At 45.9% G+C, this 25,442-nt stretch carries 33 protein-coding genes; 8 read left to right on the top strand and 25 right to left on the bottom strand.

Annotated features, from left to right (window positions below; genetic code table 11):
* Positions 1 to 576: IS4 family transposase (locus DWZ67_RS20435; RefSeq protein ID WP_243635161.1), on the bottom strand; the 576-nt coding region annotated here is incomplete at its 3' end.
* A 436-nt stretch (positions 577 to 1,012) separates the two neighbouring features.
* Between DWZ67_RS20435 and DWZ67_RS12155 the strand changes: the two genes are divergently transcribed.
* Both DWZ67_RS12155 and DWZ67_RS12150 read left to right on the top strand, forming a co-directional pair.
* Positions 1,013 to 1,462, top strand: a complete 450-nt coding sequence (locus DWZ67_RS12155) for a DUF3791 domain-containing protein (RefSeq protein ID WP_005868755.1) — start codon at positions 1,013 to 1,015, stop codon at positions 1,460 to 1,462.
* Positions 1,459 to 1,941 (top strand): DUF3990 domain-containing protein, encoded by a 483-nt coding sequence (locus DWZ67_RS12150; protein WP_005868753.1) that lies wholly within the window; start codon positions 1,459 to 1,461, stop codon positions 1,939 to 1,941. The genes DWZ67_RS12155 and DWZ67_RS12150 overlap by 4 nt, the downstream gene beginning before the upstream one ends.
* A 344-nt stretch (positions 1,942 to 2,285) precedes the next feature.
* On the opposite strand, the gene DWZ67_RS12145 is transcribed toward DWZ67_RS12150, so the two are convergent.
* Complete coding sequence (locus tag DWZ67_RS12145) at positions 2,286 to 2,483, bottom strand: hypothetical protein (RefSeq protein ID WP_007564664.1); 198 nt, start codon at positions 2,481 to 2,483, stop codon at positions 2,286 to 2,288.
* Between the two features lie 331 nt (positions 2,484 to 2,814).
* Between DWZ67_RS12145 and DWZ67_RS12140 the strand changes: the two genes are divergently transcribed.
* From DWZ67_RS12140 to DWZ67_RS12130, 3 genes are all read left to right on the top strand, one after another.
* Positions 2,815 to 3,150: a single-stranded DNA-binding protein gene (locus DWZ67_RS12140; RefSeq protein WP_005868751.1), complete on the top strand. Its 336-nt coding sequence runs from the start codon at positions 2,815 to 2,817 to the stop codon at positions 3,148 to 3,150.
* A gap of 169 nt (positions 3,151 to 3,319) precedes the next feature.
* Entirely contained in the window at positions 3,320 to 3,658 is a 339-nt protein-coding gene (locus tag DWZ67_RS12135) for a helix-turn-helix domain-containing protein (RefSeq protein WP_005868750.1), read from the top strand.
* A complete protein-coding gene (locus DWZ67_RS12130) occupies positions 3,655 to 4,932 on the top strand; it encodes a type II toxin-antitoxin system HipA family toxin (protein ID WP_005868749.1) in 1,278 nt (425 codons plus the stop codon). Before DWZ67_RS12135 ends, DWZ67_RS12130 begins: the two co-directional genes overlap by 4 nt.
* 157 nt (positions 4,933 to 5,089) lie before the next feature.
* Here DWZ67_RS12130 and DWZ67_RS20130 read toward each other — a convergent pair whose 3' ends face one another.
* Both DWZ67_RS20130 and DWZ67_RS12125 read right to left on the bottom strand, forming a co-directional pair.
* A complete protein-coding gene (locus DWZ67_RS20130; RefSeq protein ID WP_005868748.1) occupies positions 5,090 to 5,251 on the bottom strand; it encodes a hypothetical protein in 162 nt (53 codons plus the stop codon).
* A gap of 218 nt (positions 5,252 to 5,469) precedes the next feature.
* Positions 5,470 to 5,667 (bottom strand): hypothetical protein, encoded by a 198-nt coding sequence (locus DWZ67_RS12125; protein ID WP_007564676.1) that lies wholly within the window; start codon positions 5,665 to 5,667, stop codon positions 5,470 to 5,472.
* A 331-nt stretch (positions 5,668 to 5,998) separates the two neighbouring features.
* On the opposite strand from DWZ67_RS12125, the gene DWZ67_RS12120 reads away from it, so the two are divergent.
* A complete protein-coding gene (locus DWZ67_RS12120; protein ID WP_005868746.1) occupies positions 5,999 to 6,397 on the top strand; it encodes a single-stranded DNA-binding protein in 399 nt (132 codons plus the stop codon).
* A gap of 142 nt (positions 6,398 to 6,539) precedes the next feature.
* Here DWZ67_RS12120 and DWZ67_RS20280 read toward each other — a convergent pair whose 3' ends face one another.
* Positions 6,540 to 6,737 (bottom strand): hypothetical protein, encoded by a 198-nt coding sequence (locus DWZ67_RS20280; RefSeq protein ID WP_007564681.1) that lies wholly within the window; start codon positions 6,735 to 6,737, stop codon positions 6,540 to 6,542.
* A 601-nt stretch (positions 6,738 to 7,338) separates the two neighbouring features.
* On the opposite strand from DWZ67_RS20280, the gene DWZ67_RS12105 reads away from it, so the two are divergent.
* A complete protein-coding gene (locus DWZ67_RS12105) occupies positions 7,339 to 7,749 on the top strand; it encodes a PcfK-like family protein (RefSeq protein ID WP_005868911.1) in 411 nt (136 codons plus the stop codon).
* 1 nt (position 7,750) lies between these two features.
* Complete coding sequence (locus DWZ67_RS12100) at positions 7,751 to 8,998, top strand: PcfJ domain-containing protein (RefSeq protein ID WP_005868910.1); 1,248 nt, start codon at positions 7,751 to 7,753, stop codon at positions 8,996 to 8,998.
* 99 nt (positions 8,999 to 9,097) lie between these two features.
* Here DWZ67_RS12100 and DWZ67_RS12095 read toward each other — a convergent pair whose 3' ends face one another.
* The 20 genes from DWZ67_RS12095 to DWZ67_RS12000 all read right to left on the bottom strand — a co-directional run bounded on the left by DWZ67_RS12095 (position 9,098) and on the right by DWZ67_RS12000 (position 25,430).
* Entirely contained in the window at positions 9,098 to 9,583 is a 486-nt protein-coding gene (locus DWZ67_RS12095) for a hypothetical protein (RefSeq protein ID WP_005868909.1), read from the bottom strand.
* A gap of 53 nt (positions 9,584 to 9,636) precedes the next feature.
* Positions 9,637 to 10,662, bottom strand: a complete 1,026-nt coding sequence (locus DWZ67_RS12090) for a toprim domain-containing protein (protein ID WP_005868908.1) — start codon at positions 10,660 to 10,662, stop codon at positions 9,637 to 9,639.
* A gap of 135 nt (positions 10,663 to 10,797) precedes the next feature.
* Positions 10,798 to 11,217 carry a hypothetical protein gene (locus tag DWZ67_RS12085; RefSeq protein ID WP_005868906.1) on the bottom strand — a complete coding sequence of 140 codons (420 nt, stop codon included), beginning with the start codon at positions 11,215 to 11,217 and terminating at the stop codon, positions 10,798 to 10,800.
* Positions 11,218 to 11,239: 22 nt separating this feature from the next.
* A complete protein-coding gene (locus tag DWZ67_RS12080) occupies positions 11,240 to 13,186 on the bottom strand; it encodes a type IV secretory system conjugative DNA transfer family protein (RefSeq protein ID WP_005868904.1) in 1,947 nt (648 codons plus the stop codon).
* 11 nt (positions 13,187 to 13,197) lie between these two features.
* Entirely contained in the window at positions 13,198 to 13,581 is a 384-nt protein-coding gene (locus DWZ67_RS12075; protein WP_007564694.1) for a single-stranded DNA-binding protein, read from the bottom strand.
* A complete protein-coding gene (locus DWZ67_RS12070; protein ID WP_005868899.1) occupies positions 13,559 to 14,752 on the bottom strand; it encodes an ArdC family protein in 1,194 nt (397 codons plus the stop codon). The genes DWZ67_RS12075 and DWZ67_RS12070 overlap by 23 nt, the downstream gene beginning before the upstream one ends.
* A 3-nt stretch (positions 14,753 to 14,755) precedes the next feature.
* Positions 14,756 to 14,941, bottom strand: a complete 186-nt coding sequence (locus tag DWZ67_RS12065) for a hypothetical protein (RefSeq protein ID WP_005868897.1) — start codon at positions 14,939 to 14,941, stop codon at positions 14,756 to 14,758.
* A gap of 18 nt (positions 14,942 to 14,959) precedes the next feature.
* A complete protein-coding gene (locus tag DWZ67_RS12060; protein WP_120138895.1) occupies positions 14,960 to 16,432 on the bottom strand; it encodes a DUF3945 domain-containing protein in 1,473 nt (490 codons plus the stop codon).
* Positions 16,429 to 17,541 (bottom strand): DUF4138 domain-containing protein, encoded by a 1,113-nt coding sequence (locus DWZ67_RS12055; protein WP_005868893.1) that lies wholly within the window; start codon positions 17,539 to 17,541, stop codon positions 16,429 to 16,431. Before DWZ67_RS12055 ends, DWZ67_RS12060 begins: the two co-directional genes overlap by 4 nt.
* Before the next feature lie 12 nt (positions 17,542 to 17,553).
* Positions 17,554 to 17,739, bottom strand: coding sequence for a hypothetical protein (locus DWZ67_RS12050; protein ID WP_007564699.1), 186 nt, complete (start codon positions 17,737 to 17,739; stop codon positions 17,554 to 17,556).
* Positions 17,736 to 19,019 (bottom strand): conjugative transposon protein TraM, encoded by a 1,284-nt coding sequence (gene traM / locus DWZ67_RS12045; protein ID WP_005868892.1) that lies wholly within the window; start codon positions 19,017 to 19,019, stop codon positions 17,736 to 17,738. Before traM ends, DWZ67_RS12050 begins: the two co-directional genes overlap by 4 nt.
* Positions 19,006 to 19,704 (bottom strand): hypothetical protein, encoded by a 699-nt coding sequence (locus DWZ67_RS12040; RefSeq protein WP_005868891.1) that lies wholly within the window; start codon positions 19,702 to 19,704, stop codon positions 19,006 to 19,008. The genes traM and DWZ67_RS12040 overlap by 14 nt, the downstream gene beginning before the upstream one ends.
* Positions 19,705 to 19,708: 4 nt before the next feature.
* On the bottom strand, positions 19,709 to 20,764 hold the full coding sequence (locus DWZ67_RS12035; protein WP_005868890.1) for a hypothetical protein: 1,056 nt from the start codon (positions 20,762 to 20,764) through the stop codon (positions 19,709 to 19,711).
* 6 nt (positions 20,765 to 20,770) lie between these two features.
* Entirely contained in the window at positions 20,771 to 21,367 is a 597-nt protein-coding gene (locus DWZ67_RS12030) for a hypothetical protein (RefSeq protein WP_005868889.1), read from the bottom strand.
* A gap of 5 nt (positions 21,368 to 21,372) precedes the next feature.
* Positions 21,373 to 21,594, bottom strand: coding sequence for a hypothetical protein (locus DWZ67_RS12025; protein WP_005868888.1), 222 nt, complete (start codon positions 21,592 to 21,594; stop codon positions 21,373 to 21,375).
* Complete coding sequence (locus DWZ67_RS12020; protein ID WP_005868887.1) at positions 21,587 to 24,193, bottom strand: TraG family conjugative transposon ATPase; 2,607 nt, start codon at positions 24,191 to 24,193, stop codon at positions 21,587 to 21,589. The genes DWZ67_RS12025 and DWZ67_RS12020 overlap by 8 nt, the downstream gene beginning before the upstream one ends.
* Positions 24,190 to 24,501: a hypothetical protein gene (locus DWZ67_RS12015; protein WP_005868885.1), complete on the bottom strand. Its 312-nt coding sequence runs from the start codon at positions 24,499 to 24,501 to the stop codon at positions 24,190 to 24,192. Before DWZ67_RS12015 ends, DWZ67_RS12020 begins: the two co-directional genes overlap by 4 nt.
* A gap of 12 nt (positions 24,502 to 24,513) precedes the next feature.
* Entirely contained in the window at positions 24,514 to 24,858 is a 345-nt protein-coding gene (locus DWZ67_RS12010) for a hypothetical protein (RefSeq protein WP_005868883.1), read from the bottom strand.
* An 18-nt stretch (positions 24,859 to 24,876) separates the two neighbouring features.
* Positions 24,877 to 25,221: a hypothetical protein gene (locus DWZ67_RS12005; RefSeq protein ID WP_005868881.1), complete on the bottom strand. Its 345-nt coding sequence runs from the start codon at positions 25,219 to 25,221 to the stop codon at positions 24,877 to 24,879.
* Positions 25,218 to 25,430, bottom strand: coding sequence for a hypothetical protein (locus DWZ67_RS12000; RefSeq protein WP_005868879.1), 213 nt, complete (start codon positions 25,428 to 25,430; stop codon positions 25,218 to 25,220). Before DWZ67_RS12000 ends, DWZ67_RS12005 begins: the two co-directional genes overlap by 4 nt.
* Positions 25,431 to 25,442 lie beyond the last annotated feature (12 nt).

Below are 25,442 nucleotides of genomic sequence, written 5' to 3'. Positions count from 1 at the left end.
GTCAAAGATGTAATAAGAGCTTGGTTCATAAGGAATTTCAATCATAACTTTAGAATCGTGTACGGATGCTTCCGTGATATGAAAGAATGCAGGAATCTGTGTTTCCACATCATATAATGTATGCACTTTGATACCACCTTTCTTTTTGCGGAATTTTGCCCACCAAAAGACTGAAAGGCACAGGTCAATAGTAGTCGAATCGAAAGCATAAACGTTACCGCCAAGTTTGAAAATATGATTAGCACACTTTTGTCGTGCTTCGCTAACCAGGTAGTAAGCATATTCTTCAAAGATGTGATAGTCTCTATCTTGATTTGCTCTTGCCAGCGATGACTTTGATACATTTTTACCCATTCCTAAATGATAACATTTGGAATGATGAGCTTCAAGAGCAACTATCAAATCTCGCAGACTTTCACGATTAGAAAGTTGACCAAACATCAAAGCAAGTAGTTGATTCCAGCAGGTGAAGTGCTTCACATATTTATCACCATCATACTTGGTGACTATGCGGTTAAACTTACTTCGATTCAGAAATGAAGCCAATTGAGCGAAAACGTATTTGTCTTGGAACATATGCCATCGGATTAATCTGATGCAAAGCTACAAATTCAAGTCCGTTCGCTCGGAAAATCGCTGTAACTAACTAAATTTCAAATATTTCAAAGAACTCTTTTAGATTTTAATGGGACAACAATGTTTGTAAAAGGTAAAACAATATGCGTTTTTCAGATACAGAGAACAATATGACCTTTTGCATAGGTGTGTGTTGGTTAGGAACTCCAAATATGGAGTCGTTGCAGAAAATAATGATGAACTTGAATATTATTGATAAGGATGGAAACAATGGAAGCTAATGAACTGATGCGATATGCCTATGAATTACTGCAAGGGCATTCGAATGAAGAATGTGCCCGAATATTAAGAGAAGTGGTGGCCGAGTGTCAGGTGTGTATAAAGAACTGTGAAGAAGGTGTTTTCGAAAATATGCTAAAGTAATAACAACAAGAATATGGAAATTACTCATAAAAATCAAGGAGAACTTGACTCAACCATGCTCCCATTCGTGATGAGAGAGCTGGTAGAACTGGTCATGAAGAAAAAGGCATTGCCTTTAGGCGATGCACTGTATTATATATATTCTTCCAAGTTGTATAAATCTTTGCTGGATAAGAGTACCAAGTTATGGTATTCAAGTACATTGTCGCTTTATGAAACATTGGAGAAGGAAAAAACAGAAGAAAAACGACGGTATAACGGTGACACGAAGATCCTGCTTTTCAAGATGTTCTGCATTGAGAATTATAGGGAGGAAAAGAAACAAAGTGCGGAAGAAACCTTGTTGTTGTTTTCGGACTATGGGGTTTTTGATTTTTTGGATGAGACTTTTGAAATGCTTCATACCCAAGACCCCGAATATATATTAGATACTATAACGACTTATATCAATAAAAGAAAATGAGACTATTTCATGGATCTACAGTTACCGTGAAACGCCCTAATATACAGAAAGGACGGAAGGCTACGGACTTTGGGAAGGGATTTTATACGACAACCAACTTTGAACAAGCAAAAAAATGGGCTTTGTTGAAGAAGAACAGGGAACAGAGCGAAAAAGCAATCGTCTCTGTTTATGAAGTTCCCGATGATATTCTTGATAGGGAATATCCGGTTCTTCGGTTTATGGGTGCGACAAAAGAATGGCTGGAGTTTGTTGTCAACAACCGCAGAGGAAGAGAAAACGGTGACTATGACCTAATAATGGGGCCTGTCGCAAATGACCAGTTATATGCGACAATTCGGCTTTATGAACAGAGAGTTGTTACGGCTGAAGCCGCTATTGAGATGCTGAAAGCGCATAAGTTGTTCAATCAGCTTTCATTTCATACGGTAACAGTCGCTTTGTTGTTGAAGTTTGTTGAATCAATTGAAGTGGGGTAAAGAATATGTGAAGTGAAAATAGGGGGAAGTTTATCCCCCAATGGTAAGGTTGTTTTTTGCGTCCACTTAGTTTTTTCCCACCCACCCTTTCAGCGGAGTGACTGCCCGGCAGTCTGTTGCTTACCCATATGTCCTAGCCTTTTAGGGCTGTAGATAGGTAGTTGGATATTTCGCTGCCAAATCGGCAGTCCGCTTCAATCGTTTGCTTGCTTTTCTCCGAGTGGAGCCTTTCTGCTTTTCCGGTGGTGTAATCTTCTTTTATTGGAAACAGGTGTAGTGGCTGTATGCCTGTGTGGTTATGTTCTCCCGCAGAATCCGCAAGTCAGTTCTTCCGTTGCAGCTTTTCATTTTATCGTGCAGTCACTTTTTTCGATACGTGGAATATGATATGCTTCATTCTTCGGCTTCATTTTTTTAAAAGGAATTGCAGATGTTTCTTCCGGTGTGTCGATAGGCGGCTGACCATCTTTTCGGGATGTGCCATGCTTGCTGTCTAACCGGTTGTTTTTTGCATCCTTTCCAAACCTGTTACTGATTTTCAAGTTTTGTCTTTTTCATATCATTTTTTAGGGAAGTCAAATCATTTTCCGTTGCAAATATAGATTGTTGCTAACCCCTTTTACGGGGATAAGGGGACGATTCACAAACACCACGTTGTTATTCGTCTGAAATCTTCCTTTTTTTGCCTTGCACAAAAAGCGTATTTAACCCGAATTATTCGTTGCCATCTTCACCAATAAAAAAGTTACAAATCTTCCTTTTTCCGGCCAGCATAAAAAGAGTATTTATATCTTTTTTCATGGTGTCCCCCAAAGCCAACAATCAGTTATTGCACTGTAAAATTGATTAATTAACTTCTAAAAAATCAGAGATATGAAAAAGATTGAAAATTCATTCGCAGTAACAGGCAGGATTTGTAGGGATGCAGAAATCCATTTATTCGAAATAGTAAAGGTTGCACACTTCTCTATTGTGGTCAGTCGCATAGGCAAGATAAATGAAGAAAAAACATTTGTTTCCTCTGTTATGAAAGTTGAAGCCTGGAGTAAGATGGAAGACCGCTATGCTTTTTGGATACTGCAAAAAGATGTACTGATTACCGTTGAAGGCTACTTTAAGCCGGAAGAATGGACGGATTCTAAAAGTGGGGAGAAACGTAACCGCATTGTGATGGTAGCTACTAAGTTCTACCCGACTCCGGAAAAATAAGAACCCCCGGACTAAAAAGAAAAAGCAATCAAACGATTGAAGCGGCACAAGGTCGCTTCAATCGTTTGCTAATGCGGCAGAAGATTATAAAAAAAGTGTTTCTTAATTTGGTGATTTTCAGATTTATCGGTATTTTTGTATCAAAAATGATACCTAAATATGTTTTTCTATGAAAAGATTATATGATACATATACAATATACGAATTTTCAGATGAATGTATTGTAAAGGAAATCTGCAAGAGAGTTAAGTCTATAAGACTTAGCTGCTGTTTTTCCCAGCAAGAATTTGCGGATAAGGCAGGAGTATCTATCGTTACTATTAAGAGAATAGAATCTTGTAAAGTAAGTGATATTGCCCTAAGTACATTGCTTAAGATTTTGCGTATAAGTGGAACTCTTGAAGGCGTTGTCGGTTTGGTTCCGGAACTTCCAGACTCCCCTTTCCTAATCAATGAAAAAACAGGTAAAAGAATACAAAGAATTAACGGTAAACGTAAGATGGTATGAAGAAAGAGCCGATTATAGTGAATGTATATCTGTGGGGGACTTGCATTGGCAAATTGAATTGGGACTTTGAAAAGCATTGTTCTGTATTCCAATTTACGGATGAATATAGGAAACAAGATTATGATATATGCCCTTCCACACACCCTAAGAGAACCCCTTTGTTTGCGTCTTTCTATGGGAATAAAGATAAATTATATCAAGGGCTTCCGGAATTTCTTGCAGATGCGCTTCCTGACAAATGGGGGGCTTCCCTATTTGACCAATGGCTCACGGATAATAATATAAAGGTTACGGAATCATTGCCTCTATTGAAGCTCTCTTATATTGGCAAGAGGGCTATGGGAGCATTGGAATTTGAACCGGAATTTAATGATGATGCCATCCATGAGTCAGTAAATATGTCATCATTGGCAACTTTGGCTTCTAAAATATATAATGATCGAGATGCTGCTGTCATATCACCGGAGGATAGCCTCACGATGAAAAAGTTGATATATCTTGGAACTTCTGCCGGTGGCATGCGCCCGAAGGCAGTGATTGCCTATAATCTCGAAACGGAAGAGTTTCGTTCCGGCCAGGTGGATTTGCCTGAAAATTTTAAGCAGTATATCATCAAATTTAAAGAAGCAGATGACTCTCCTACCACAGAGATAGAAATGGTATATAGCGAAATGGCAAAGGCGGCGGGAATCAACATGATGCCATGCTTCCTGAAAGAAATTGATGGAAGAAATCATTTCGTAACGGAAAGATTTGATCGTAAGAATGGAGAAAAGCTCTTTAGTCAGACCCTTGCGGCCATTATGCCGGGTGCAGATGATTATATGAAGCTGTGTTGGATAGCAGAGACTCTGAAACTTCCCCAGGAAGACAAAGATCAGATATTTATCAGAATGGTATTTAATTATGTCGCAGGTATATCCGATGATCATAATAAGAACATATCGTTTATCATGGATAAGGCAGGGGTATGGCGTTTATCACCTGCATATGATGTAATGTTCACGGCAAATACATGGGAAAATTCTTCAGCACACATTCATTCGATGGGCGTGATGGGCAAAAGGTCTGCCTTGACTACAAGTGATTTCGTCAACTTTGCCGAGGATTTTGTAGAGGAGCCCGAAAAGAAGATATTACAGGTGTTCGATGCTGTAAGCAAATTTCAATCGTTATGCGCCACGTATGGCATAGATAAGGCTATATTTGATAAAATCCAACATGTATTGGATGGATTGGTCACTGATGATTTGGATTTGCTGCAATTAACTTAAAGAACAGTAGATGGTGATAGTTGCTCCAGTCTTTTCTGGAACGGCTTTCTTTTCTTTTGAGATCTTTATACCCCTATTTGTTATTTTGGAGAAAGTCACATGTTTCCCACCCACCCTTTCAGCGGAGTGACTGTCCCCGTTTCAGGATTTCTCATAGTCACTCGCAGGCTCCGTGATTGTGTGAAATCCAGGAATGGGGAAGGCAAAGGAGAGAGGCATATCCGGTCTGCTTTCGGAGCTTCGGCCACATCGAGACAACCTCTTTCCGGCGGCTATGCCACTCTCCTTTTATTTGCCCGGCAGTCTGTTGCTTACCCATATGCCCCAGCCTTTTAGGGCTGTATATAGGTAGTCGGATATTTCGCCGCTAAATCGGCAGTCCGCTTCAATCGTTTGCTTGCTTTTCTCCGAGTGGATGCCTTTCTGTTTTTCCGGTTGTATAATCTTCTTTTTCCGGAAACAGTTGTAGTGGCTGTATGCCTGTATGGTTATGTTCTCCCCGCAGAATCCGCAAGTCTGTTCTTCCGTTGCAGCCTTTCATTTTATCGTGCAGTCACTTTTTTCGATACGTGGAATATTGTATGCTTCATTCTTCGGCTTCATTTTTTTAAAAGGAATTGCAGATGTTTCTTCCGGTGTGTCGATAGGCGGCTGACCATATTTTCGGAATGTGCCATGCTTGCTGTCTGACCGGTTGTTTTTTGCATCCTTTCCAAACCTGTTGCTGATTTTCAAGTTTTGTCTTTTTCATATCATTTTTTAGGGAAGTCAAATCATTTTCCGTTGCAAATATAGATTGTTGCTAACCCCTTTTACGGGGATAAGGGGACGATTCACAAACCCCACGTTGTTATTCGTCTGAAATCTTCCTTTTTTTGCCTTGCCTAAAAAGCGTATTTAACCCGAATTATTTGCTGCCATCTTCTCCAATAAAAAAGTTACAAATCTTCCTTTTTCCGGCCAGCATAAAAAGAGTATTTATATCTTTTTTCATGGTGTCCCCCAAAGCCAACAATCAGTTATTGCACTGTAAAATTGAATAATTAACTTCTAAAAAATCAGAGATATGAAAAAGATTGAAAATTCATTCGCAGTAACAGGTTTTATCGGTAAGGATGCAGAAATCCGTAGTTTTGAAACAGCAAGCGTAGCACGCTTTTCTATCGCGGTCAGCCGTGCAGACAAGACAGGTGAAGAAACCTCTTATGTTTCCGCTTTCATGGGGATTGAAGCCTGGAGAAAGAATGAAGCACTGGATTCCTTCGATGTATTGAAAAAAGGTGAGCTGATAACCGTTGAAGGCTACTTTAAGCCGGAAGAATGGACGGATTCTAAAAGTGGGGAGAAGCGTAACCGCATTGTGATGGTAGCCACCAAGTTTTATCCGGCTCCGGAAAAAGAAGAAGAAAAACCGGATCAGCCTAAACAGAAGGCTGTCTCTAAAAAGAAAAAAGCAAGCAAATGATTGAAGCGGCCTAGTGCCGCTTTTTTTTGCTACATATCCGAGAGTGTTTTTGCGTTCACGCAGTATTCTTCCCCACCCTCCCCTTCATCGGAATGACTGTTCTCATTCCCGGTTTGCCCGTAGTCATCCGCTATGCGGCTGATTATGGGCAAACCAGAAAAGAGAAGTTCCAAACGTGGGCGGGATTGCAATGGTCATCATCCGGAGCTTCGGCATTGCCGAAACAACCTCCTTCTTCCGTATTGCAGTTCCTTCCTTTTACCGTTTGTCCCGGCAGTCCGTTGCTAACCCGTTCCCCCCCTGTCACTTGTGGCAGGGAGATAGGAATACGGTTTTGCAAGCAAAACCGTATGGTTTGTTTTACTTTCCGTACTGCCCTTTTCCTTGTTTTCTGCCTCCCCTAATGTGCTTTTTTCATAGCTCCATGTGAGATCCTTTGTTTTTGAACGGCAAATTTATTTCGGTGGATGGATACGAAAGAGTTCCGGTCTTCGCCCCTTTGTCCCGAAAAAAATAACGCCGGACGGCTTCGCTGTCCCCAACCTTTTTTGTCGTCCAAAACTTTTCTTAATCCCTCCTTCCTTATTGTTGTGTGCCGTAAAAAAAGGCTCATAAACTCAGATGGAGCATGAAAGCTCAAAAAAAAAGTCGGCAGAAAGAAAAGGCCATCCCGGAAAGGGGTTTTAAAAAAAGGTCTTTAAATCTAGCTGAAGCATAAAATTAGAAGTTTAACAAACTAAGTAGCAGAAGTATATGCAAATCATTCAATTTGTTTTTTCGGTCATCATCGCTCTTTGTGCAGTGGCTATGTTTGTCGGAGCGGTAATAACGCCAAGTCCGATAAAGGTTGTGTCGGTTACGTTGTTGGCTCTTATTTGCCTATTCTCCTTGTTTCTCGTGAAATTGGCTTATTGTGAAATGAAATCTAAAAATGATATACTATGAAAGTGTCAGAACAATTTAAAAGTACCATCAAGGCATACCTTGATAATATGGCAGCGGTGGATAGTCTGTTTGCTCCAGTCTATCAAAAACCTACAAAGAATATAGATAATTGCATTACCTATATTTTAAACCAAGTGAAGAAAAGCGGTTGCTGTGGTTTTAGTGATGATGAAATTTTTGGTATGGCGTTGCACTATTATCAGGAAGATAATATTGAGGTGGGTAGCCCATTGAAATGTAATGTAGTCGTAAATCATCATGTTGAATTGTCAGAGGAAGAAAAGAAAGCGGCTCGTGAGGCTGCTATCAAAAAATTGCAGGAGGAAGAATTGGCAAAGTTGAAGAAGCGTCAACAAGCTAAACGTGAGAACAACACCGAAGTACAAACCCAGTTAACTCTTTTTTGATATGAAACCCAAGACAAAATTACAAATGGAAATCGTGAATGGGAGCAGGAAGTTAGCTCCCGTTTCAGAGGCTCAAAAGCGTTATGCCTATAAACATTGCTTTGTGCATTATTTCAAGCGTGATGCAAAGGGGAATTGCTTTTGTTTGGATTGTGGGCATACATGGCGGGATAAGGAAGATAAGAAAAACTGTAAATGTCCTCATTGCGGTATGAACCTGAAATTGGAGAATAGCAGGAAAAGGACGGCTGTATATAAAGAATATTTTTGTGTGATTACTACATACAAGCAATATCAAGTTATCCGTTTTTTTATGGTGGACTGCCGGCTGAAAAAAGGGTCTCCGGCTAATTACTTTATAATTGAGGCGGTACAGTGTTGGATGAATAAAGAGGGCAAGACAGAAACGCTGTCTTTGCTGCGGGGCATGTCTATATTTTATTACGATGCATGGATATATGGAAGTTCTTTGGAATTGCGTAAGCGGAATGTGCATCATGACCGTATTTATGATATTTGCCCGGCAGTTATCTATCCGAGAATGAAAGTGATACCCGAACTTACGAGGAATGGATTTAAGGGTGCCTTTTATGATATTTGTCCGAGTTCCTTCTTTATGACATTATTAACTGATAATCGGATGGAGATATTATATAAGGCAGGGCAAATGAATTTGTTCTTGAGATTTTTAGAGAGAAAATACGGTATAGATAAGTATTGGACGTATGTAAAAATCTGTTTAAGACATGACTATGTGATACATGATGCGGACTTGTGGCTGGACTATGTGGATATGCTGATAGAAAATAAATTGGATGCGAGAAATCCTCATTATTTGTGTCCGTTGAATGTAGAAGAAGCGCATGATTGGGTGATGGGGAAATGTAAGAAAAAATATTCTGAAAAGGATGAAAAAGACTATATTGCTGCCAAATCACGTTTCTTTAATCTTTCGTTTGCGGATGGAAATATTATGGTTCGGGTATTGGAAAGCCTTTCGGACTTTTACAAAGAGGGAAAGTTGCTGCATCATTGTGTATTCAGCAACGCCTATTATAAGAGAGAAGATTCGTTGATAATGTCGGCAACGGTGGATGGAAGGCGCATGGAAACGGTGGAGTTTTCACTTAGCAGGATGGAGGTGTGCCAGTGTCGTGGAAAGTCTAACCAATTATCAGCCTATCATGACCGGATTCTGAATTTGGTACGGGATAATATACCGTTGATAAGGGAAAGGATGGTAGTGTAATGAATAGCCCACACATCTAAATGTGTGGGAGTTCTTTTTTGGAAGACGCCCAAAAAAGAACCCCAAAAAACGTTGTCGCTACACATCGTTACGCTCGGATTATTTGCTTGTCGGCTTTAGTTTGCCGATACATTTTTCCATGTCGGGGGACAATAGGAAAGAAGCCGTCTTTTTCTGCTGCACCCCTGAGTGTGGCTGGACGATGGCATACCTGCATTTTAATATCTTGCCGATAACTTCCGTACTGTCACGGTGCAGGTACATGGCTTTCATGGCATCCGTTGCTTTCAGGCTTTTTTCGGCTTCCATATAGGCGGAAAAGGACGGTTTGAATAAGGCACGGGGACTTTCCGCTTTCTGTATGACAGCGGATAATTGTGCGCTTTTGTTGTTCAGGTAGCACAGGCTGTCCGATACGGTGACGTCTTCTGTTTCCAACACTTCCAGTAGTTCGAACTTTAAATCCGTCCAGGTGCCGTGAGAATCTGTCTGAACCCATTCCGCAATGGCCTTCTCATAGCCGGGTTTGCTGCATGAGGAAAAGGCAATGAGCAGCATACAAAAAAATAAATGCTTGATATTCATATTGATCTGATTTTATAGGTTGTCGTATTATGTGATGGAGCAAATCTATGAGGTTACTGGCCGTCCTCCGTGGAGGAACAGATGCCACACGAGATTTTCAGATCATCGTTCCAATCCTTGTTTTCCGAAAGTTCGACGTTCTTCAGTTTCCGTACCTTGTTGCGGAGTTCATCGTTACTCAGGCTCTCGACATCAGTCGTATCGCCATGAAAGTAACGATGCAGCCATAGAGTGTACTTGTGCCCTTGTTTGTCGTTGTCAAAGATGCTCCGGAGCTCCTTTACCTGGTTCTTGTCAAGAATCAGGCGTAATAGCCTCATTTGTCCTTCCGTGAATGTCCCTTCCGTAGATACATATACAAGATTGAGGTCGTTTCCGGAATGGCGTAATTGATAGTGGGAGATACAGTCTATAAATGACTCCCCAATGTAGAGAATGTCTATCGGGCGGCTTTTGTCATGGTTGCTGGTCGCCAGACAGTCGAACTTGCCACCGATAATCCCTTTGAATGTTTCATTTCGTTGAGAAATGGCTTGCACACCGTTTTCATTGTACATCTTGATGCACACGTTGCGGTAAACACTCCCTTTGTTCTTTACCTCACGGATAAAGAAAGTGTCTTTGAAGAACCGGCTTTCAATGCTTTCTTTCAGGATACCTCTTTTCTGGAGATAATTGCCCTTGTAGGGTTGTAGCTGGCTCAAGTAGAATTGAAGTTCGTCCGCTCTCATGCTTGTGTTACCTACTTCATACCGGCTTTTTTCGGGTGTCGTGATGCGGTTGGTGTTGATGTAGTTCTGAAGGATCTCCCCCACCTCGCGCAAGGACGGCATTTTTCCGGTTGTTTCAAATAGATGTTCCTGCATCAGATCCATGATACTGCGGCCACGCACGCTGTCACTATGCACGTCCCAATAGGTGTATTGGTTCTGCGAGTTCCGCTTGATGACGATGGTATGCGTTCCGTTGCTCATTTTGGGACAGGAGTTGGAAGAGCCTTCCACGATTTTCCATCCTAGTTCCAGCAGGAAATCGGGCAGAGAAATGGTTGTTTTTATCTGATTGAAATCGACTTTCATAACGTTGACTGGATTAGTTGAATCTCATTTTATCTGAGCTTAGATTATAAATGAGAAAGATTATCTTTCATAAAGATAAGAAATATCATCTAAATATGGAAGAGAAAGTATATGTTTTTTGATTCGTCTGCATTTTTATTTCAAGGTACTGTAAACCAAATCAACAGTAGTGTCTATACCGGGAACGGCCTCCAACTGTTTGCTCTGGTTGAATACGCTTTCCCCGTCTTTTTTTATCTGCATGGTGATGATAGCACTCTCTTTTGAATAGAGAATGCCTTGCACGGTAATTTGGCTGACAGGCTTTTCCGTGCTGTATTCCGCTTTATCGGTGAAACTCTCATCTACGGAAGCTGCGGAGGTACCGGTGCGTTCGTTCCTGAATCTCACGCCGTCAAGATTATATATATGCACACTGCCTTTGGGTGAGGAACCGGTTACGGCTACGGTGATGTGATACATGCCGGCTTTGTCTGTTTCCGATTGGATTTCCTCTTTGTTGCATGAAGCGGCCAATAAGCAGGCTGCCGCTAATAATGAATGAATTTTTCTCATGGTAGGATTCTTTTGTTGAATGTTATCGGATGATTTTTTGTTCTGTCTTGTGTGTCCCGGTTGGCGGAACTGCTGACTTTTCTTTTAATTTGTCCTCTATCTTTTTGAGGATGGCGTTGACATCTTCAATGATTTTGATGTAGTTCTGCTGGATAATCTCTTCCAGGATTTCCAGTTCCATCTCTTCTTTGCCGTTGCCCAGTTTGACCGGTAAGGAGAAACGGGGTATCTCCTTCTCTTCAAAACGGCACATATCCATCTGCACGCTGAAGAATGGCGGCTTGCCTCCGGCAATCTTGCCAATGAAGTGTCCGGCTGCTTGTCCGGCAATGTCCCTTGCCTTTAAGACTTTTTCTTTTTGCAGGCTCTCCGTGACACTGTTATTGCCACCGGCTTGGTGTGAATAAGATTCTTGCGCTTCTTTCTTCTCCCCAAGCAAGTTCTCGATGTCTTTGGCGGTCTTCTCATTTCCGGTCATACCGTAAGCCTGCGTTCCGCAGGAGGCTTTCAGGATGTTGGCACTTTTCTCTCCATAGTCCCTGACCGCTTGGTTGAAGTCCTGAACGGCGAGAATGGTAGCGACATTGTGCTTCCGGGCGGTTCCGATGAAAGTGTCAATGCCTTGCAACAGGATGGTCGGAAATTCATCTACCATGAATATGCTGGTCGCTTTGCCGGGATTGTTCATCTGTGACATCAAGACGCTGCCGATGCAGGAAATAGCAGGGGAAACGGCTTCCTTGATGGTGGGCGCATTGCCTACGCATAACAGCGTTGGGTGTTCCTTGTTGGTTATATCCAAAGAGAACTCTTCTTCGGGAAGTGGCGACAACACCCAGAAGATGTATTTGTTGTTCAGGAGTACCAACGGAGTCTGTGCGGATGATACGGCTCCGGCTGTCTGCTGTTGTGCACCCAGTTTCCAGGCGGTCAGCATGGAGGACATGTTCAATGCGATTTCAGGATCTTCCGACAGCCAGTGGAATACTAGGTTGCTGTCAGAAAGGGCAAGGGCTATCACATGGGGCAGCGTACAGATACCAAGCTTCCTTTCCTTGAAACATTTATAGGCGATTGAATAGACGTAGTTGATGGCATTGTTGGCCCAAAAGTCGGTCTTTTCCTTCCAGCTTGCTTCCAGATTCTTCATCAGTGTCATGATGATATTGCGGATGAATAGCGATTCGTTTCCCTTTGACATGTATTGCGGAGAAAGTACGTTCACCCTGACCGTGCGTGACATATCCACAAAGTTGATATAGGCGAAACGGGGTGTTTCCATCCCCTTGTTCCGGAAATGTTCGATGCTTCCGTATGCGATACGTGAGAGGATGGGTGACTTGTCCTTGGTGGGATCACCCTCCCAATCGTACACGAATCCGGCATAGTTGCGCTCGGCGCACTGGTAGATGATTCCCTTGATCCAGCTCTCTGATTTACCGCTTCCCGGACCGCCGTCGATATAGACATTCTGCTGCGGCTTATGGATGACCAGCGGCCCGGAGGCGGTTTCAAAGCGGAAGTAGAAAGCCGATTCTTCCCGGCTTAACCCGAAAATGCTATCATCGGATTGGGCATGACGCCGGATGAAATAAGGCAGAGTCTTGATGACAAGCAGCGTGTACGCTACGAATAGAATGGGAAATACAAATAGGTTATACCACGCTGATAACCGGCTGAATCCGACAACCAGCATGGATGCCGTAACCAGTGTCATACTGGTGTAAACCCATTTCTTGTTTTCGTCTTTCACTTTGCCAACCGGAAAGAGAAAAGCGAGGCCTCCGATCAGGATAACGTAGAGAAACCGGAATAGGATATCCTTCTCCATCAGCCTTTCCCACATGGCCGGATTACGTAGTGGAGCGTATAATCCCGTAACGATAGCCCACTGAAACAGTACGGCTGTCCCGATGAGCGTGGATAGCAGGATCAGGATGAATGACAGGTCTTTCTTCTCTCTTTCCATGGCCGTTGCTGTTATTGGGGTTGTCCGGATGCCGTTCCGTCACCGCTCTCTTTTTTCTCTGCCTTTCCCAGTAACTCAATGCGTGAGACGGTCAGGCTGACGGATGGGATGTGGCTACCGTCATCCTTCTGGAATACATCGGCATACACATCGCCGCAGACATATACCTGTGTCCCTTTTTTCAGATACTCAAAGACTTTACTCTCGTAATTCACGAAACAGCATACCCATAGGGTCTGTTCCTCGTTGTTCACGTTCTTGTACTTGGTGGATACATGGAAGTTGAATCCTTTTCCGTTCTTGTTCTGCCGGGCATCCGCACCGACATAACCGATAATTTGTCCTGTAAACATAATGATGGTTTTTAAAAGTTTATAATCCGAGCTGTGGCTCATTCATATTTTTCATGGCTGGCTCCGCTTCCATGGAAGGCAGCGAAATGCCGAAAGTGCTGTGTAGCGTTTCAAGGTTGTCGGCTGTAGGATGGTTTGCCGCAACACTTTCCAATAACCGTGATGAAGGGGTAAAACCTTCGTTTTTCATCTGCTCCAATACCGGACGGTTGTCTTGCAGGACGGCCTGCGTGAACCGTTCCTCCGGTGTGAGGTACTGTTCCATCCGTGCGGTATGTTCCTGAATCATATTGCTGGCTTTTCCTACATCGGCAAGGATGTTGTAGATGAATTTGGGATCTTCTTTCAAGGCTCCCAGCCAGTTTTTTAGATACATGGCATTTTCTTCCCGGATATGGGTGGATATTCCCAGGCTTTGCCCGACGGTAGCGGAGGTGAGTTCGGCAACCAGTTCCTCTTTGGCATATTGCTTGTCTCCGAAAATCACGCCTTTTTCCCGGTTCAGATGCTCAGGTTCTCCAGTCGAGTGCGCCATCTCATGCAGTAGTGTGGAGTAGAAATTCTCTCCGTCCTTAAACTGCCCCTTCAGGGGTACGACGATATGGTTATCTTCTCCCCTTGCATGGTAAGCACTATTTCCTTCCTTGGAATAAATGGGGCAGATCCATTGCTGTTCCCGTACCATCGCATCAATCAGAGGCACGGTGAGCATCCCTTGCTCGTCCTTGATGGCCGGTATCTTGAATTGCTCCTTCAATGCTTCCCATTTCTCCGGTTTCGTTTCCTGAAGATTGGTCTGCTGTACGTTGAACACATTGTATGTCTTCAGAAACGGCGTGACCTTATATTCCTGCTGCTCGTTTTTATCCAGGTTCTTATATACGTCGAAAGGTATTTTCTTTCCGTTCTTGTCTCTTACTGAGAAATTCCAGTAAATGACTGGGAATGACTTTTCTCCTTTCAGTATGTTAAGGCCGTTGTCTTTGGCTTGCATGAAGGTCATATAGACCGGCAGGCTGTACTGCTCTTTTTCCGAAAGTAGAAACAACATGAAGGAATTTACTCCGTTGTAGGTTCTTCCCTCGATATTTTGCGGAAGTCCCCCACCCTTTATCCCGAACCAAGGCTTTTGCCAGTTGTCTTCCACCTGCTTTATCTTTTCGATCATCAGTTCGGCGAAACGCTGTAATGCTTTATCACTTGCTGTATCCATGATTTATTGGTATAGATTTCTGTTCTCGTAATCAAGCAGCCATTCTCTGGCCGTTTGGTTGTTTGTCTCTTGCTGCTTGGCAGCCATCTCTTCTTGATAGGCTTGTGCAAGCTCTTCCTGTGCAAGTAGAAACTCTAAGTCACTGATTTCTCCTGCAATGTTTTTCTGTACTAATTCATCGTAATCCATAATTCCTGATTTTTTAGGTTATAAGTCATTGAAAGCCCGGTTGATGGTGCTGGCTATCGGACGGGCCATTTCCTTGCTGTTGTCGGGTTTGGGTGTGCTGGCCAGTTTGACATCTCCCAGTGTCTTTGTGCTGCCTTCCATCCCGAAAATCTTTTGTACGGCTATCAGTGTGTTGGCTTGCACACCCGTTTCACGCATCCGGGTAAGGTCTTCTTGAGTGAGCCGGTACCCTTCTTTCTGTATCTCTTGGATGACATGAAAGTTGTCGGTCTGTGCGGCATCCAACAGACGTGCGGCCTGCCTTTCATGTTCGCCCTGTTCTTCCGGCTTGGTGCCGAACAGCTGGATGACTTCATGGGTTTGCCTTTCATCCAGACCGTGTTCCTTACCGATTCCTTTGATAAACTCTTCACTGGGTTTATATCCTTCCTCTTTGAGCTTCCCGATTTTTTCAAAGTCATGTTTGCCCACCGCTTCCTTAAACTCGGCTTCCATATTGCGCCCCTCTTCGTGTTTTTGCTCTTTTGCAACTTCTATGTTGGCCGCATGGGCTTCCAGTTTGGGGGTCATGGCCTTGATCAGCTCTTGTGCCTTGCCGGGAGTGATACTCTGTATGTTCTGTATCATGACTCCTTTCCTGTCATCCGTCAGTTGGATGTCGGCAATGAAGTAGCCTTCCGGACTGTGCAGCAGCTTGTTCTCCAGTGCATGGCCGTTGGCGAGCAGGTATTTGTCGGCTTTGGTTAACTTGTAGCCGCCATATTCGCTGGTCTGCCCGATGATGTCGGGAATCTTGATTTCCTGGTTGGTGCGCAGGATGACGGAGTTCAGATCCCGGTCAACTTGCAGCAGGATGTCCTTCTTATTTACGGTGATGGGTACGATGTCACCGGCAAGCAGCTGTTCTTTCTCTTTCTTGCCCAACTTCTTTCCCAGCACCTTGTCCGGGATAACCAACGCCTCTTTGCGGTAGAATACGGAGATTCCGTCATCGTTGAAACGGAGCTTCCCCGGTTTGCCGTGTATCTCCATCAAATCAGACATGACACCCTTTTCCAGCTTGGTGCCTTTCCCGTCGAGGATGTTCCCTTGCTTGTAGGCGTATTCATAGAGCGACTGTCCGGTGTAGCATACCTTCAGGCGATGGTCGATGACGGTAAAGCCGTCCTTGTCATGTCCCTTCAGGTTCTCCCACCGCTTGATGCTGATGCCATCCTTCTCCAGCTCGGCGACATATTTAGGATCATTGGCACGTTCCTTGTCAAAAAGGGCGGATACACGTTCTTTTGATTGGTCACGAAGGCTTTCATCGTACTTTGCTCCGGCTTTTTCCCTGATTTCGCTTACGCTCATGCTCAGCTCTTCCCCGTCTTTGCGGAACCGGAAATATCCGTCCCGGTATTCGGTCTGATAGCCCAGTGATTCGGCGATGCCGCCGAACTGTCCCACGTTGTCGAACATATAGGTGTCTAATGCTTCTCTCAGTTTCATGGCTGTGGCTTGTATAAGGGTTCTGCGGAAAGGATGTATTCGTTCAACACGGCCAGCTTGATGTGCCGCCCGCCGTTTCGCTCGTAAATCTCGATCTCGAATACCTTATCATCGGGTATCGTGAATTTGTCGAAACCAAGTATCAGCCGGTTCCGGCTCTTGCCCTTGATTTTCGTATCAAAATCTTTCTGATAGATAGGTTCGATGGTCGTTTCTTGCTGGATGGCGTTCTTGCTCTTCTTTTGGTCACGCTGGAAACATTTGACAAACTCGATGTCGTAGTCGATGTATGATTTGTTTTTCAGGTCAAAGATGAAAAACATGAAGTCCTCATGCACATACAGATTGGCCATTGACAACTCAAACTTGTTCTCGATGACCCCCAGGCTGTAGATGTTGCGCTTCTTGGTGCGCAGCTCTTGGATGCATCTTTCCATTTCCTCGCTGTTCACATCCACATGGGCGGTATATTTGCGCTGGTCATCAAAATTGTAGGTGAATACGGAGGTATTGCCCCGTTTGATGGTGATGTGGTAAGTGTTCATGGCCTTATCCACCACAAACAGGTTGGAATATGCCACGGCATCTTTGGCGGTTGATACTTTCAACTGGTTGTTGTAGGCGGCCAGAGTGAAGGACACCTCGTTGCCGGGCGTTCCGTAAGCGATGTCCTCCGGAAAGAAGAACTCGGCCAGATGGAGGTCGCTGACTTCTGCCTGATAGTCATGGTGCTGCCATTTCCCGTTGTCCTCGTAAATGTTCGGGTACGAATCCGTGCCGCCTTCGGGAAGGTAGCGGATGTGATAGGTGTAAACGCTTCCGTCGATGCAGACTACGGTCAGGTTGGTCTCTTCGGTGAATCCTTCCGCTTGCGCCGAGAGCCTGACGATATGGGGCGCCTCTTCTACCCGGCTGGCCATGACAAGCTCCTGTTCGCCGATGGCGATATCAGATACTTGCACAGGAAATACCAGGTGTTTCACACAGTCGAAAGAGATAAAGATGTCTTTTTGGCTGATGGCTTGTTTCCGGGGAGTGCCGTTTTCCTGAGCGAAGAGCGGCAGACTGCACACAAAGCAGTAAAACAGTAGATAAATATATTTCTTCATGTTGTCGATATGTTAAACGGTTCTTGAAAAAAAGGCGGTGAATACGGTAATGCCCCATAGAAGAAGCAGGGTAATGCCGAAAGAAACGGTCAGCGGACGGATTTCTTTAAAGGCTCGTCCGTTCCGGCGTGATACGTAGATCCGATAGCCGAAAAAGACCGCTGACAGCGCAAGCAGGTAATTGAGAATGTCTATCATAATTTGTCTATCAATGTTTGAAGGGGATGATTTTTCTTGTTCGTTTTCTCTTGTTCCATTTGCTCATAGAGCTTCTGTAACTCCGCTTGCACGGCTTGCCTACGCAACTTCGATTCCTGACTCTCTTCTTGGATATACATTTCGTAGTTGGACTTGAGATGTACCTTCACTTGTGAGAGGCTCATGTTCAAGATTTGCTTGGCTACCTGGGTGGTGGCGTTGACTACGCTGGTCACTTCGCTGGCCATCGTGCCGATGGAAGAGAGCGGCATGTCAATGTTCTGTACAAGACCTTGTTCCATACGCTTGGCTGCACTGGCTTTCAGGTTATTGGGCAGGTTCAAACCTTCCATGGCATCATTGTCGAAGACAACCACCGATACGGGATTGAGGTTGTCTCCTACCTTCAGGTTGCTGACTACCACATCGAGGCGGTTGGCTCCCAAAGTGGCGATACCGTAAAACAGCGTGTTGGCCGGTATCTTCATGCCGGATAGGGTTACGTCCTGAAGCAACCGCATCCGTACCGTACTGCCCGTGACTACGGTCTGGTCGCCGTGGATGCAAGCCCTGAAGAGGTTGCTGTTTCCCGGTGCGGAGGTCGGTTGGCGGCGTACCCGCTTGCCGTTTTCGGCATGGTAGATCGGGCCTTTTTGCATCAGGCTGTCGGCGGATGGATGGCCGGAAGGGTTGGCAGCGGCTTTCTCCGTTTTTCCCTCTTGGTCATAATTGACAATCCGTTCATACATGCGCTTGCGGTATTTGTCGGATTCTTCCAGTTCCTTGCGGATGCGTGAGTTCTTCTTGGCTTCCCGGATAATCTCGTTGAGCGCCTGCTCGTCCTCCAGTCCGTCCAGTTGGCTTTCCAGCTGATGAGAGAAGCGTCCGTTCCGGCCACCTCCGTATTCTGCCATGACTTCGCTGTACGGATCGTTCTGCATACGGCGGATGCGCTCCAGTGTGGCACGGTCATACCGCTCCTGCTGGTTTTGCAGCTCGAAGTAAAAATCAGATCCTTTGACCTGAGACTCTTTCAGGATGCGTGCCTTCTCCTGCTCTTCCAGTTTGTCCTGCTTATAGGCTTCCATCTTGTCGTTCACCTTGTCGGCCATTTCCGACTGTGGTTCCAAAAAGGCTTGCGAGGCGGCCTGTCTGTCACTCCCTGACGGCACGTTCCCGTCCTCACGGATGAAGAATACATAAAGGAAGAGGATGCCCAGGATTACCGGGATGGCCATCAACAGCTTGTTCTTGTCTTTGATAAGTTTATTCGGTTCCATGGTCGGTTGGTTTAGAGGTTTCTGACTGGTTTTCATTCTTGCCCGGAGAAGCTGCCTGCGATGTGTTGGTGCCGTTGCTTTCCACGGGTTCGGAATAGCGGACAATCCAATCTTCTATCTTGGCTCCGTGCGCATTTTCCTCGCTGCGGGACAGCATATCATAGATGGTGAACTCCGCTTCGATATTACGTGAGATGCTTCCCCGTGCCCGGTACCCGGTCTGCGTGAAGATTATCTTTCCGGAAACGGGTATCGTTTGTGTGTTAATCTCTACATCCTTGATGCGTACCCCGTAACGGATATTCTTTTGTATGAGTGAGTTCAGCATATTCACATCGTTGTACTCGTTCAACAGCTCCTTCCCCTTGTTGCCTATGAGGTTGAGCGCAAGCGAAATGTTCTTCTCGTAGCTGCTCTCGTCAAAGGCATACCAGTGGGTTACGAAGGTCTTTACATGGTTCATGTATTCGTATTGCCGCATATCGCTGGCAGACAGGCTGCTTGCCTCATAGACTTCTCCCTGCCTGTCGATGACGAGAGCCTGGCCGTATGCTTTTTCTATTTTGTTGATAAGGAAGATGATACTGCTGGCAAAAGCGATAGTCAGAATGATGCAGTACCCGGCTGAAAGCCGGATAGTCAGCTTGACCGCATCATCTGCTCCTTTGAATTTCATCAGATTCATAGTTCTATTTTTTATTGTTGTCGTTTATGAAACTTGCCCCGATAGAGGCGGCACCGCCTACGTTGGTCAGCTTGCCGCCTGCCGCTGCGCCTCCCATCAGGGCGATGGTGGCCGCCGTGGTGACGATTGACACGGTTTTCGAAATGATTTTCCCGGCATCGCTGTGTCCTACGATTTTGGAGGATAGCCAGAAACAGCTGCAATAAGCACCAATCAGGGCGAGATCCATTCCTAAATATTGTATCTGCTGCGTAGCTGCGTCCACCATGTCGGCACTTTCCGTATAGATGGCCTTGAAGGTCTGCCATATGATTTGGTTCAGAATATTGATGACGGTGAATACCATACAGGCGGAGCAGAGCGTACCGAACCAGATACTCAACTGTTTCTGAAAGACCGGCAACATGCTTACGGCAAAGACAAACGGGCCGAGAATGACCAGTAGCTTGACAATGACCACGCCGATACCCAAGATGACTACTTGTATGATTCCTACCAATAGGGCGGAAATGCCATGAAGCACAAGGGTGGCGAGGTTGGCGGGGTTGAGCAGCTGCACAATCTTCTCCACGCTGGAGCGTACACCGGTCATTTCGTCCTCTTCCATCTTTTTATCCAGTTCGTGCTGCATGGCGCCGGTGCTGTCTTCTCCGGCTGCTACCTCCGACTGGAGGCTGTGTTTGTCGTATTCGGCAATCATCTCTCCTTGTTCGATGGCTGATTGTGCCATGAACTGGGCAAATTCCTGCGCACGCTCGGAGGTCAGCGAGGTGGCTTCGTTGATTACTTCCATCGTGCCTACGATGGTTTGGGCGATGGGGGTGTATATGCTTAGGCAGAAGAACAGTACCAGGCAACGGGCGATTTCCATCATGTCGGGAAATTTGTCCTCATTCGGGCTTAACAGCTGGCTGGCTCCGTGATAGAGATAGTTGTATGCTAGGTTGCAGATAAAGCAGATGACACCAACACCGAAGGCGATGACTGTCATTTGCGAAACGAGTTCCATCGTCAGACCGTCCGTGATCTGAAGTCCCCAGAGAAAATTATCTTGATTCATAACGCTTTAATTGGTGTGTCGTGTGAAAGCGGCCAACCGTCCCTGGTAATAGGTCTTCCGGTTATGCCCCTTCATGGATTTGTAAATGACCGTGGAACGCACGGATTCGTTAAACTCACGCATCTCTTCGGCGGCTTTTTCCACCGATTCCTTCACCTGTTCGATAAAGGACATGCGCCCTTCCGAGTTCATCGAGAAGTAACTGGTCACGGTGGCCACCTTGAACAGCAGGTCGGTACTCAGGCTCAGATTGACGGTCACACGCTGAAAGTTGAGAAATTTCAGGCAGTGGTAATTCGATCCTACGTTCAGGTAAAAGCTGTAGTCGCTGCTCAGGCAGGCTACGTCGTCCAGCAGGTCGGCAAGCTCTTTCAATGATTTGAGTTCCTTCAACTGGTCGATCTTTTGCAGGCCGAGCCGCAGTTCCTGGGCATCGATCATTTCATTGATTTGTGTAACCCATTTCTTGACATTGGCGATCCATTCCGTTGAGTTCAGCAGGGTGTGGCCGGGATCATGCACGACGAACTGGGCATGAACACTGCCGGTTCCCATCAGCCCTATCGAGGCGGCAAGTCCGAGTATGAGAATGATTCTTTTCATGACGGTTATTTGTTGGTGATGAATAATAGGGTGAATATGACACATACCAGCCAGGCTGTCAGATAGCTCTTGGCATTTTCCTTTTTCGTGGCGAGTGCCCATACCACGAAAATGAGCGCAACGCCCAAAAGTGCGGCGGCAATGCTTCCGGCAAGATTGTATGCGCTGCCGTTGAAGTCGGTTGACCAGCCTAGAAGGGCGGTCAGCCCTTGGGTGGCGTCATCCATACTTTTTCCTCCTTTCCTCCAGATAGCGGTTGATGGCCGTATAGGTCGAGCCGCTTTCGTTGAACAACTGCTTCAGTCGTACTACTGTCGCCTGGCGCGAATCGAAGGCTACGGCGGCGAAGTCGGACACCTCGTTGCGGAAGATGAAGGCATCGTTCGACATCTTGATGAAAAACTCTCTCCAGCGTTCCGTGCGCTGCAACGACTCGATCATATAGGCCTCTTCGTCCGTGATGGAAAGCACGGCTTTCACTTCCGGCAGGTTCTGCCGGTGTTCTGAATGGTCGAGGATAATCTTGGTCGCGCAGTTGATGATGATGGAGTCCTTGATACTGGACGGCATGTTTTTCAAAAACAGGATGTTCTGTGCGGCCAGCGTGATGCTTCCCTCCTTTTTACGGAAGGTTCGGTACAGGTAGGCGATGAAGTCTCCGAATTTCTCGTCTTGCAGGAAGTCGAGTGCTTCGTCGATGATTAGCTCTTTGGCAAACCCCTGGCGTTTCTTGATTTTATCCACGATCATTTGCAGGGTGATGATGGCAACGAGTGGAAAGTACTCTTTCTTAGAGGCATCTTCCATATCGAAGGCTATCAGCCGGTCATGCACGATATCCACGTTCTCGGTAGCGTTCAGCAGGAATGACAGCTCTCCGTCCGTATAGGGTTCCAGTAAAAGCAACAGCTCCTCTATCTCGAATTTCTGTTTCTCAAACTCGGTCATCCGTTTGCTGAACACTTCCTTCAGATAAGCCCGGTAAGTTATCAGCGTCGGGAAGATACGCTCATGCTTCTCTCCTATTGAAGAATTGTTCACATAGTCGTAAAATCCGATGACGGATTTCCTGAGAATGGCGTTTTCGGCAGGCAGCATGGGTTCACGTACCTTCCAAATGTAGCTGATAATGGCGACGATGGTCTTTATCTGGTCATCGGCAGACTCGGCATCCGTGGTGTCGATGTACAGGTATTTGCCGTTCTTGTCACGGTCACACAAGAAGGGGTTGAACGCAAATTTCTTCTGCTCGGTAGAGTCGAAGTATTTGCCCCGGTTCAAGGCTATCATCGAGCGGTAAGAGCCGCCGATGTCAATGATCATCACATCCCGGCCCAGCTCATAGCTTTGCAGGATGTAATTGTTCAGCCAGAAAGATTTACCGGAACCGGACGGGCCGATAACGATGCGGTTCTTGTTGTTCAGCGCCGGATAATCCCAGAGGTTTATCTTGGCGGGAGTACCGAAACGGTCATGGTAGATATGCCCTTTCTCGTCCGAAAGGTACATCCCCTCTTTTTGCAGATAGCAGATGGCCTGCTTGGTCGTGTTGACGAAGCCCCGGTAATTGGCCCTGGCATTGCCGGGTATGTTGCAGAAGAACAGGTTGCACAGCTCGGCGTTCTCCACATAGCACGAACTTTGGTTCATAAAGCTGAAGCCTTGCTGTACCAGTGCGGTTTTCCGCATGAGCGAGGTGCGGTCTGTATCGTTCAGCACGACATTGAAGGCGGTATAGGCGGTCTGGTAGTCGAACTGGGTAATCTCATCGCAGAAGGCTGCCTGCTCGCGTTGCTTCTCTGCCGCCGGAGGGTAGAAGTTGGTGATGTAGTTCAGCGCGTCTTTCTCCGCACCGATGGCCGTTACGGTGGCATCTGGATCGGTTATCTCTATCACGATGTTTACGATGTGGTTGAACGGCAGGCCAAGTCCTACGGGGTACAGCATCGAGCATTTGCTCCGTATGCTGTCCGGTATCTCTATGTTTCCCCCGTATGCCTTCGACTTGCCGGTGTGCGGCACGGCCAGTTCCTGAAGATGCTCGCCTTCGTTGGTCAGCGAAAGGATGGAAACGTGCTGCTGCCCTATTTTCATGCTTCCGCTTTCACTGACAGCCATAGGGTTGACGCTCTTCTGCGTGGCATCGTTTTCCGGTGTCTCGTAAGAGAGGTTGACGTAGTCGTAGATGGCGTTGTTCAGTTCCGTATCATCCATCTTGCGTATCTCAAACTGCTGGATGGACGACAAACCGTTCTCAAAGTTCATCAGAAAGGCTTCCATTTCTGTCAGCCGTTGCTGATATTCCTTATAAGGTTGCTTGAACGGGTAGTGCAGCTTTCGCATCAGCGAGGTGCCCGATGCGCTTTTGCGTATCTTACCGTTTCGGCTGCCGTTCGTGAACGTCACATACAGGTTGGTGTAACTGTTCAGTATCTCCTTGCCGTTGAAATGACGGTTGTTCTCCGCTATCAGGGCATTGGAAGAGTATTCTGCATGATGGTATCGCCCCGTATAGTAGAAATTCTGCTGATGGATGACCGTGCCTGCCGGAAGCAGCTTCAAAAGAGCCTCCAACCGCTCATGGATGTATTGCGCCTCGCTTTCCGACAAGGTGAACACTTCGGGCAGAAGCAGCCGGTAGCCGACGGTGATGTCACCGTTCCCGTTGATGACGGCGTTCTCCGTGATGGTCTGGATAGGCAAGACACTTTCCAGATCCACGGATTTGTCCTTCACCTCTATCTCTGTCTGCCGGATATACAGCAGAGCAATCAGCAGGCACAGCGCACAGATTAGCAGGGATATGAGTATGATGATTCCTATCATGGTTGCTGTTTTAGGATGAATTTGAAAATCTGCCGTTTGTCCGTTATCTGCCGGGGGGTGGCGTTCTTGATCCGGAGGCCGGTCAGGTAGTCCGGGTTACCGGCCTTGTGTTCCTTTTTCAAGGTTTGGAACAGCAGACCGGATAGAAACAGAATGGCGGAAATGATTCCGATGATGAGTATCGGGTGCAGCTGCTTGAATATGCTCACGATGATGATGATGGCCGTCAGCAGCATGAAGATGGCGAACTGTCCCGATGACAGACCGAAGAACTTGATCGGCTTGTTGATTTTACGCATGGTTCTCATGGCTCTTCGTTTTTAGATAATCAGGAAGGCTACCATGATGACTACCACGGCGATGATCCAGCCGAGCAGGTATTCCTTGGCATGGGGATTGTTCGTGGCAAGCGAATAGATGACAAAGACCAGAGCGATGCCGAGTACCGCCGCCAAAATGTATTTGGCTACGTCCAGAATGGTGTCCGCACCCTCTTTGGCTTTGTCTGTCACTTCGGATAGGCTGTTAATCTTCAGGCCGCTTTGTGCCTCCGCCACTTGTGCCGTTCCCAACAGCGTGAAGAATATGAGAAAGGTGAAGATAACCTTTCCATAGCGGTTAATGACTTGGTTCGCTTTTTCTCTTACATTTTCGATTGCTTTCATTTTGTTCCTATTTTTTAATTAAACATGAATCGTTTTCAGTCTCTCCCATTGCACATCCTTATACTTGATGGATATGGGCTCTTCTTTCGGCTGTTCCGGCAGTGGTTTGCCTGAGTAGTAGTAGGCTCTTCCATGCAGGTACATATCGGCTATCTCGGCAGCCAATTCCTCTTCTTCCAGCTCAGGCTGAAATACCACGCAGATGACCGGACAGGCTCTCTCCTGCCCTTCCTTGCGCACCGCCTCCCTTATCGGCTTCTCTTTCTCCTTTCCGGAAGAAAGTGCTTTCTTCTTTTTCCGAAAGTAAAAGTGAAGCGTGACACAGGCGAGTATGGCAACCAGTATCAAATCCACTACGTTCATAAGAGTTGCCAGATAATGAGCCAAGTGACCAATGCCGTGATATAGGTGATGATGGCCTCTTTGGTGCGCTCGTGGTTGCTTATCAGCTTTTTAAGTACCGCTAGTCCGGCACATAGAAAGCCTACCCCTATCAGCATGGCGCCTATTTCACGGTATAAGGAGATCAGGCCGGATACATTTGTATCGGCTAACAATATGATAATAAGCATGGTGATATGATT

This window comes from Bacteroides sp. AF34-31BH, from assembly GCF_003602795.1.
Taxonomy (GTDB): Bacteria; Bacteroidota; Bacteroidia; order Bacteroidales; family Bacteroidaceae; genus Bacteroides; species Bacteroides uniformis.
The sequence above is the reverse complement of the archived record's forward strand: the minus strand, read 5'-3'. Positions and strand labels throughout refer to the sequence as shown.

Coding starts and splice junctions, on each gene's coding strand:
- DWZ67_RS12155 (WP_005868755.1), top strand. CDS start 1,013: ATGGAAATTACTCATAAAAATCAAGGAGAACTTGACTCAACCATGCTC.
- DWZ67_RS12150 (WP_005868753.1), top strand. CDS start 1,459: ATGAGACTATTTCATGGATCTACAGTTACCGTGAAACGCCCTAATATA.
- DWZ67_RS12140 (WP_005868751.1), top strand. CDS start 2,815: ATGAAAAAGATTGAAAATTCATTCGCAGTAACAGGCAGGATTTGTAGG.
- DWZ67_RS12135 (WP_005868750.1), top strand. CDS start 3,320: ATGAAAAGATTATATGATACATATACAATATACGAATTTTCAGATGAA.
- DWZ67_RS12130 (WP_005868749.1), top strand. CDS start 3,655: ATGAAGAAAGAGCCGATTATAGTGAATGTATATCTGTGGGGGACTTGC.
- DWZ67_RS20130 (WP_005868748.1), bottom strand. CDS start 5,251: ATGGGTAAGCAACAGACTGCCGGGCAAATAAAAGGAGAGTGGCATAGC.
- DWZ67_RS12120 (WP_005868746.1), top strand. CDS start 5,999: ATGAAAAAGATTGAAAATTCATTCGCAGTAACAGGTTTTATCGGTAAG.
- DWZ67_RS12105 (WP_005868911.1), top strand. CDS start 7,339: ATGAAAGTGTCAGAACAATTTAAAAGTACCATCAAGGCATACCTTGAT.
- DWZ67_RS12100 (WP_005868910.1), top strand. CDS start 7,751: ATGAAACCCAAGACAAAATTACAAATGGAAATCGTGAATGGGAGCAGG.
- DWZ67_RS12095 (WP_005868909.1), bottom strand. CDS start 9,583: ATGAATATCAAGCATTTATTTTTTTGTATGCTGCTCATTGCCTTTTCC.
- DWZ67_RS12090 (WP_005868908.1), bottom strand. CDS start 10,662: ATGAAAGTCGATTTCAATCAGATAAAAACAACCATTTCTCTGCCCGAT.
- DWZ67_RS12085 (WP_005868906.1), bottom strand. CDS start 11,217: ATGAGAAAAATTCATTCATTATTAGCGGCAGCCTGCTTATTGGCCGCT.
- DWZ67_RS12080 (WP_005868904.1), bottom strand. CDS start 13,186: ATGGAAAGAGAGAAGAAAGACCTGTCATTCATCCTGATCCTGCTATCC.
- DWZ67_RS12075 (WP_007564694.1), bottom strand. CDS start 13,581: ATGAGCCACAGCTCGGATTATAAACTTTTAAAAACCATCATTATGTTT.
- DWZ67_RS12070 (WP_005868899.1), bottom strand. CDS start 14,752: ATGGATACAGCAAGTGATAAAGCATTACAGCGTTTCGCCGAACTGATG.
- DWZ67_RS12065 (WP_005868897.1), bottom strand. CDS start 14,941: ATGGATTACGATGAATTAGTACAGAAAAACATTGCAGGAGAAATCAGT.
- DWZ67_RS12060 (WP_120138895.1), bottom strand. CDS start 16,432: ATGAAACTGAGAGAAGCATTAGACACCTATATGTTCGACAACGTGGGA.
- DWZ67_RS12055 (WP_005868893.1), bottom strand. CDS start 17,541: ATGAAGAAATATATTTATCTACTGTTTTACTGCTTTGTGTGCAGTCTG.
- DWZ67_RS12050 (WP_007564699.1), bottom strand. CDS start 17,739: ATGATAGACATTCTCAATTACCTGCTTGCGCTGTCAGCGGTCTTTTTC.
- traM (WP_005868892.1), bottom strand. CDS start 19,019: ATGGAACCGAATAAACTTATCAAAGACAAGAACAAGCTGTTGATGGCC.
- DWZ67_RS12040 (WP_005868891.1), bottom strand. CDS start 19,704: ATGAATCTGATGAAATTCAAAGGAGCAGATGATGCGGTCAAGCTGACT.
- DWZ67_RS12035 (WP_005868890.1), bottom strand. CDS start 20,764: ATGAATCAAGATAATTTTCTCTGGGGACTTCAGATCACGGACGGTCTG.
- DWZ67_RS12030 (WP_005868889.1), bottom strand. CDS start 21,367: ATGAAAAGAATCATTCTCATACTCGGACTTGCCGCCTCGATAGGGCTG.
- DWZ67_RS12025 (WP_005868888.1), bottom strand. CDS start 21,594: ATGGATGACGCCACCCAAGGGCTGACCGCCCTTCTAGGCTGGTCAACC.
- DWZ67_RS12020 (WP_005868887.1), bottom strand. CDS start 24,193: ATGATAGGAATCATCATACTCATATCCCTGCTAATCTGTGCGCTGTGC.
- DWZ67_RS12015 (WP_005868885.1), bottom strand. CDS start 24,501: ATGAGAACCATGCGTAAAATCAACAAGCCGATCAAGTTCTTCGGTCTG.
- DWZ67_RS12010 (WP_005868883.1), bottom strand. CDS start 24,858: ATGAAAGCAATCGAAAATGTAAGAGAAAAAGCGAACCAAGTCATTAAC.
- DWZ67_RS12005 (WP_005868881.1), bottom strand. CDS start 25,221: ATGAACGTAGTGGATTTGATACTGGTTGCCATACTCGCCTGTGTCACG.
- DWZ67_RS12000 (WP_005868879.1), bottom strand. CDS start 25,430: ATGCTTATTATCATATTGTTAGCCGATACAAATGTATCCGGCCTGATC.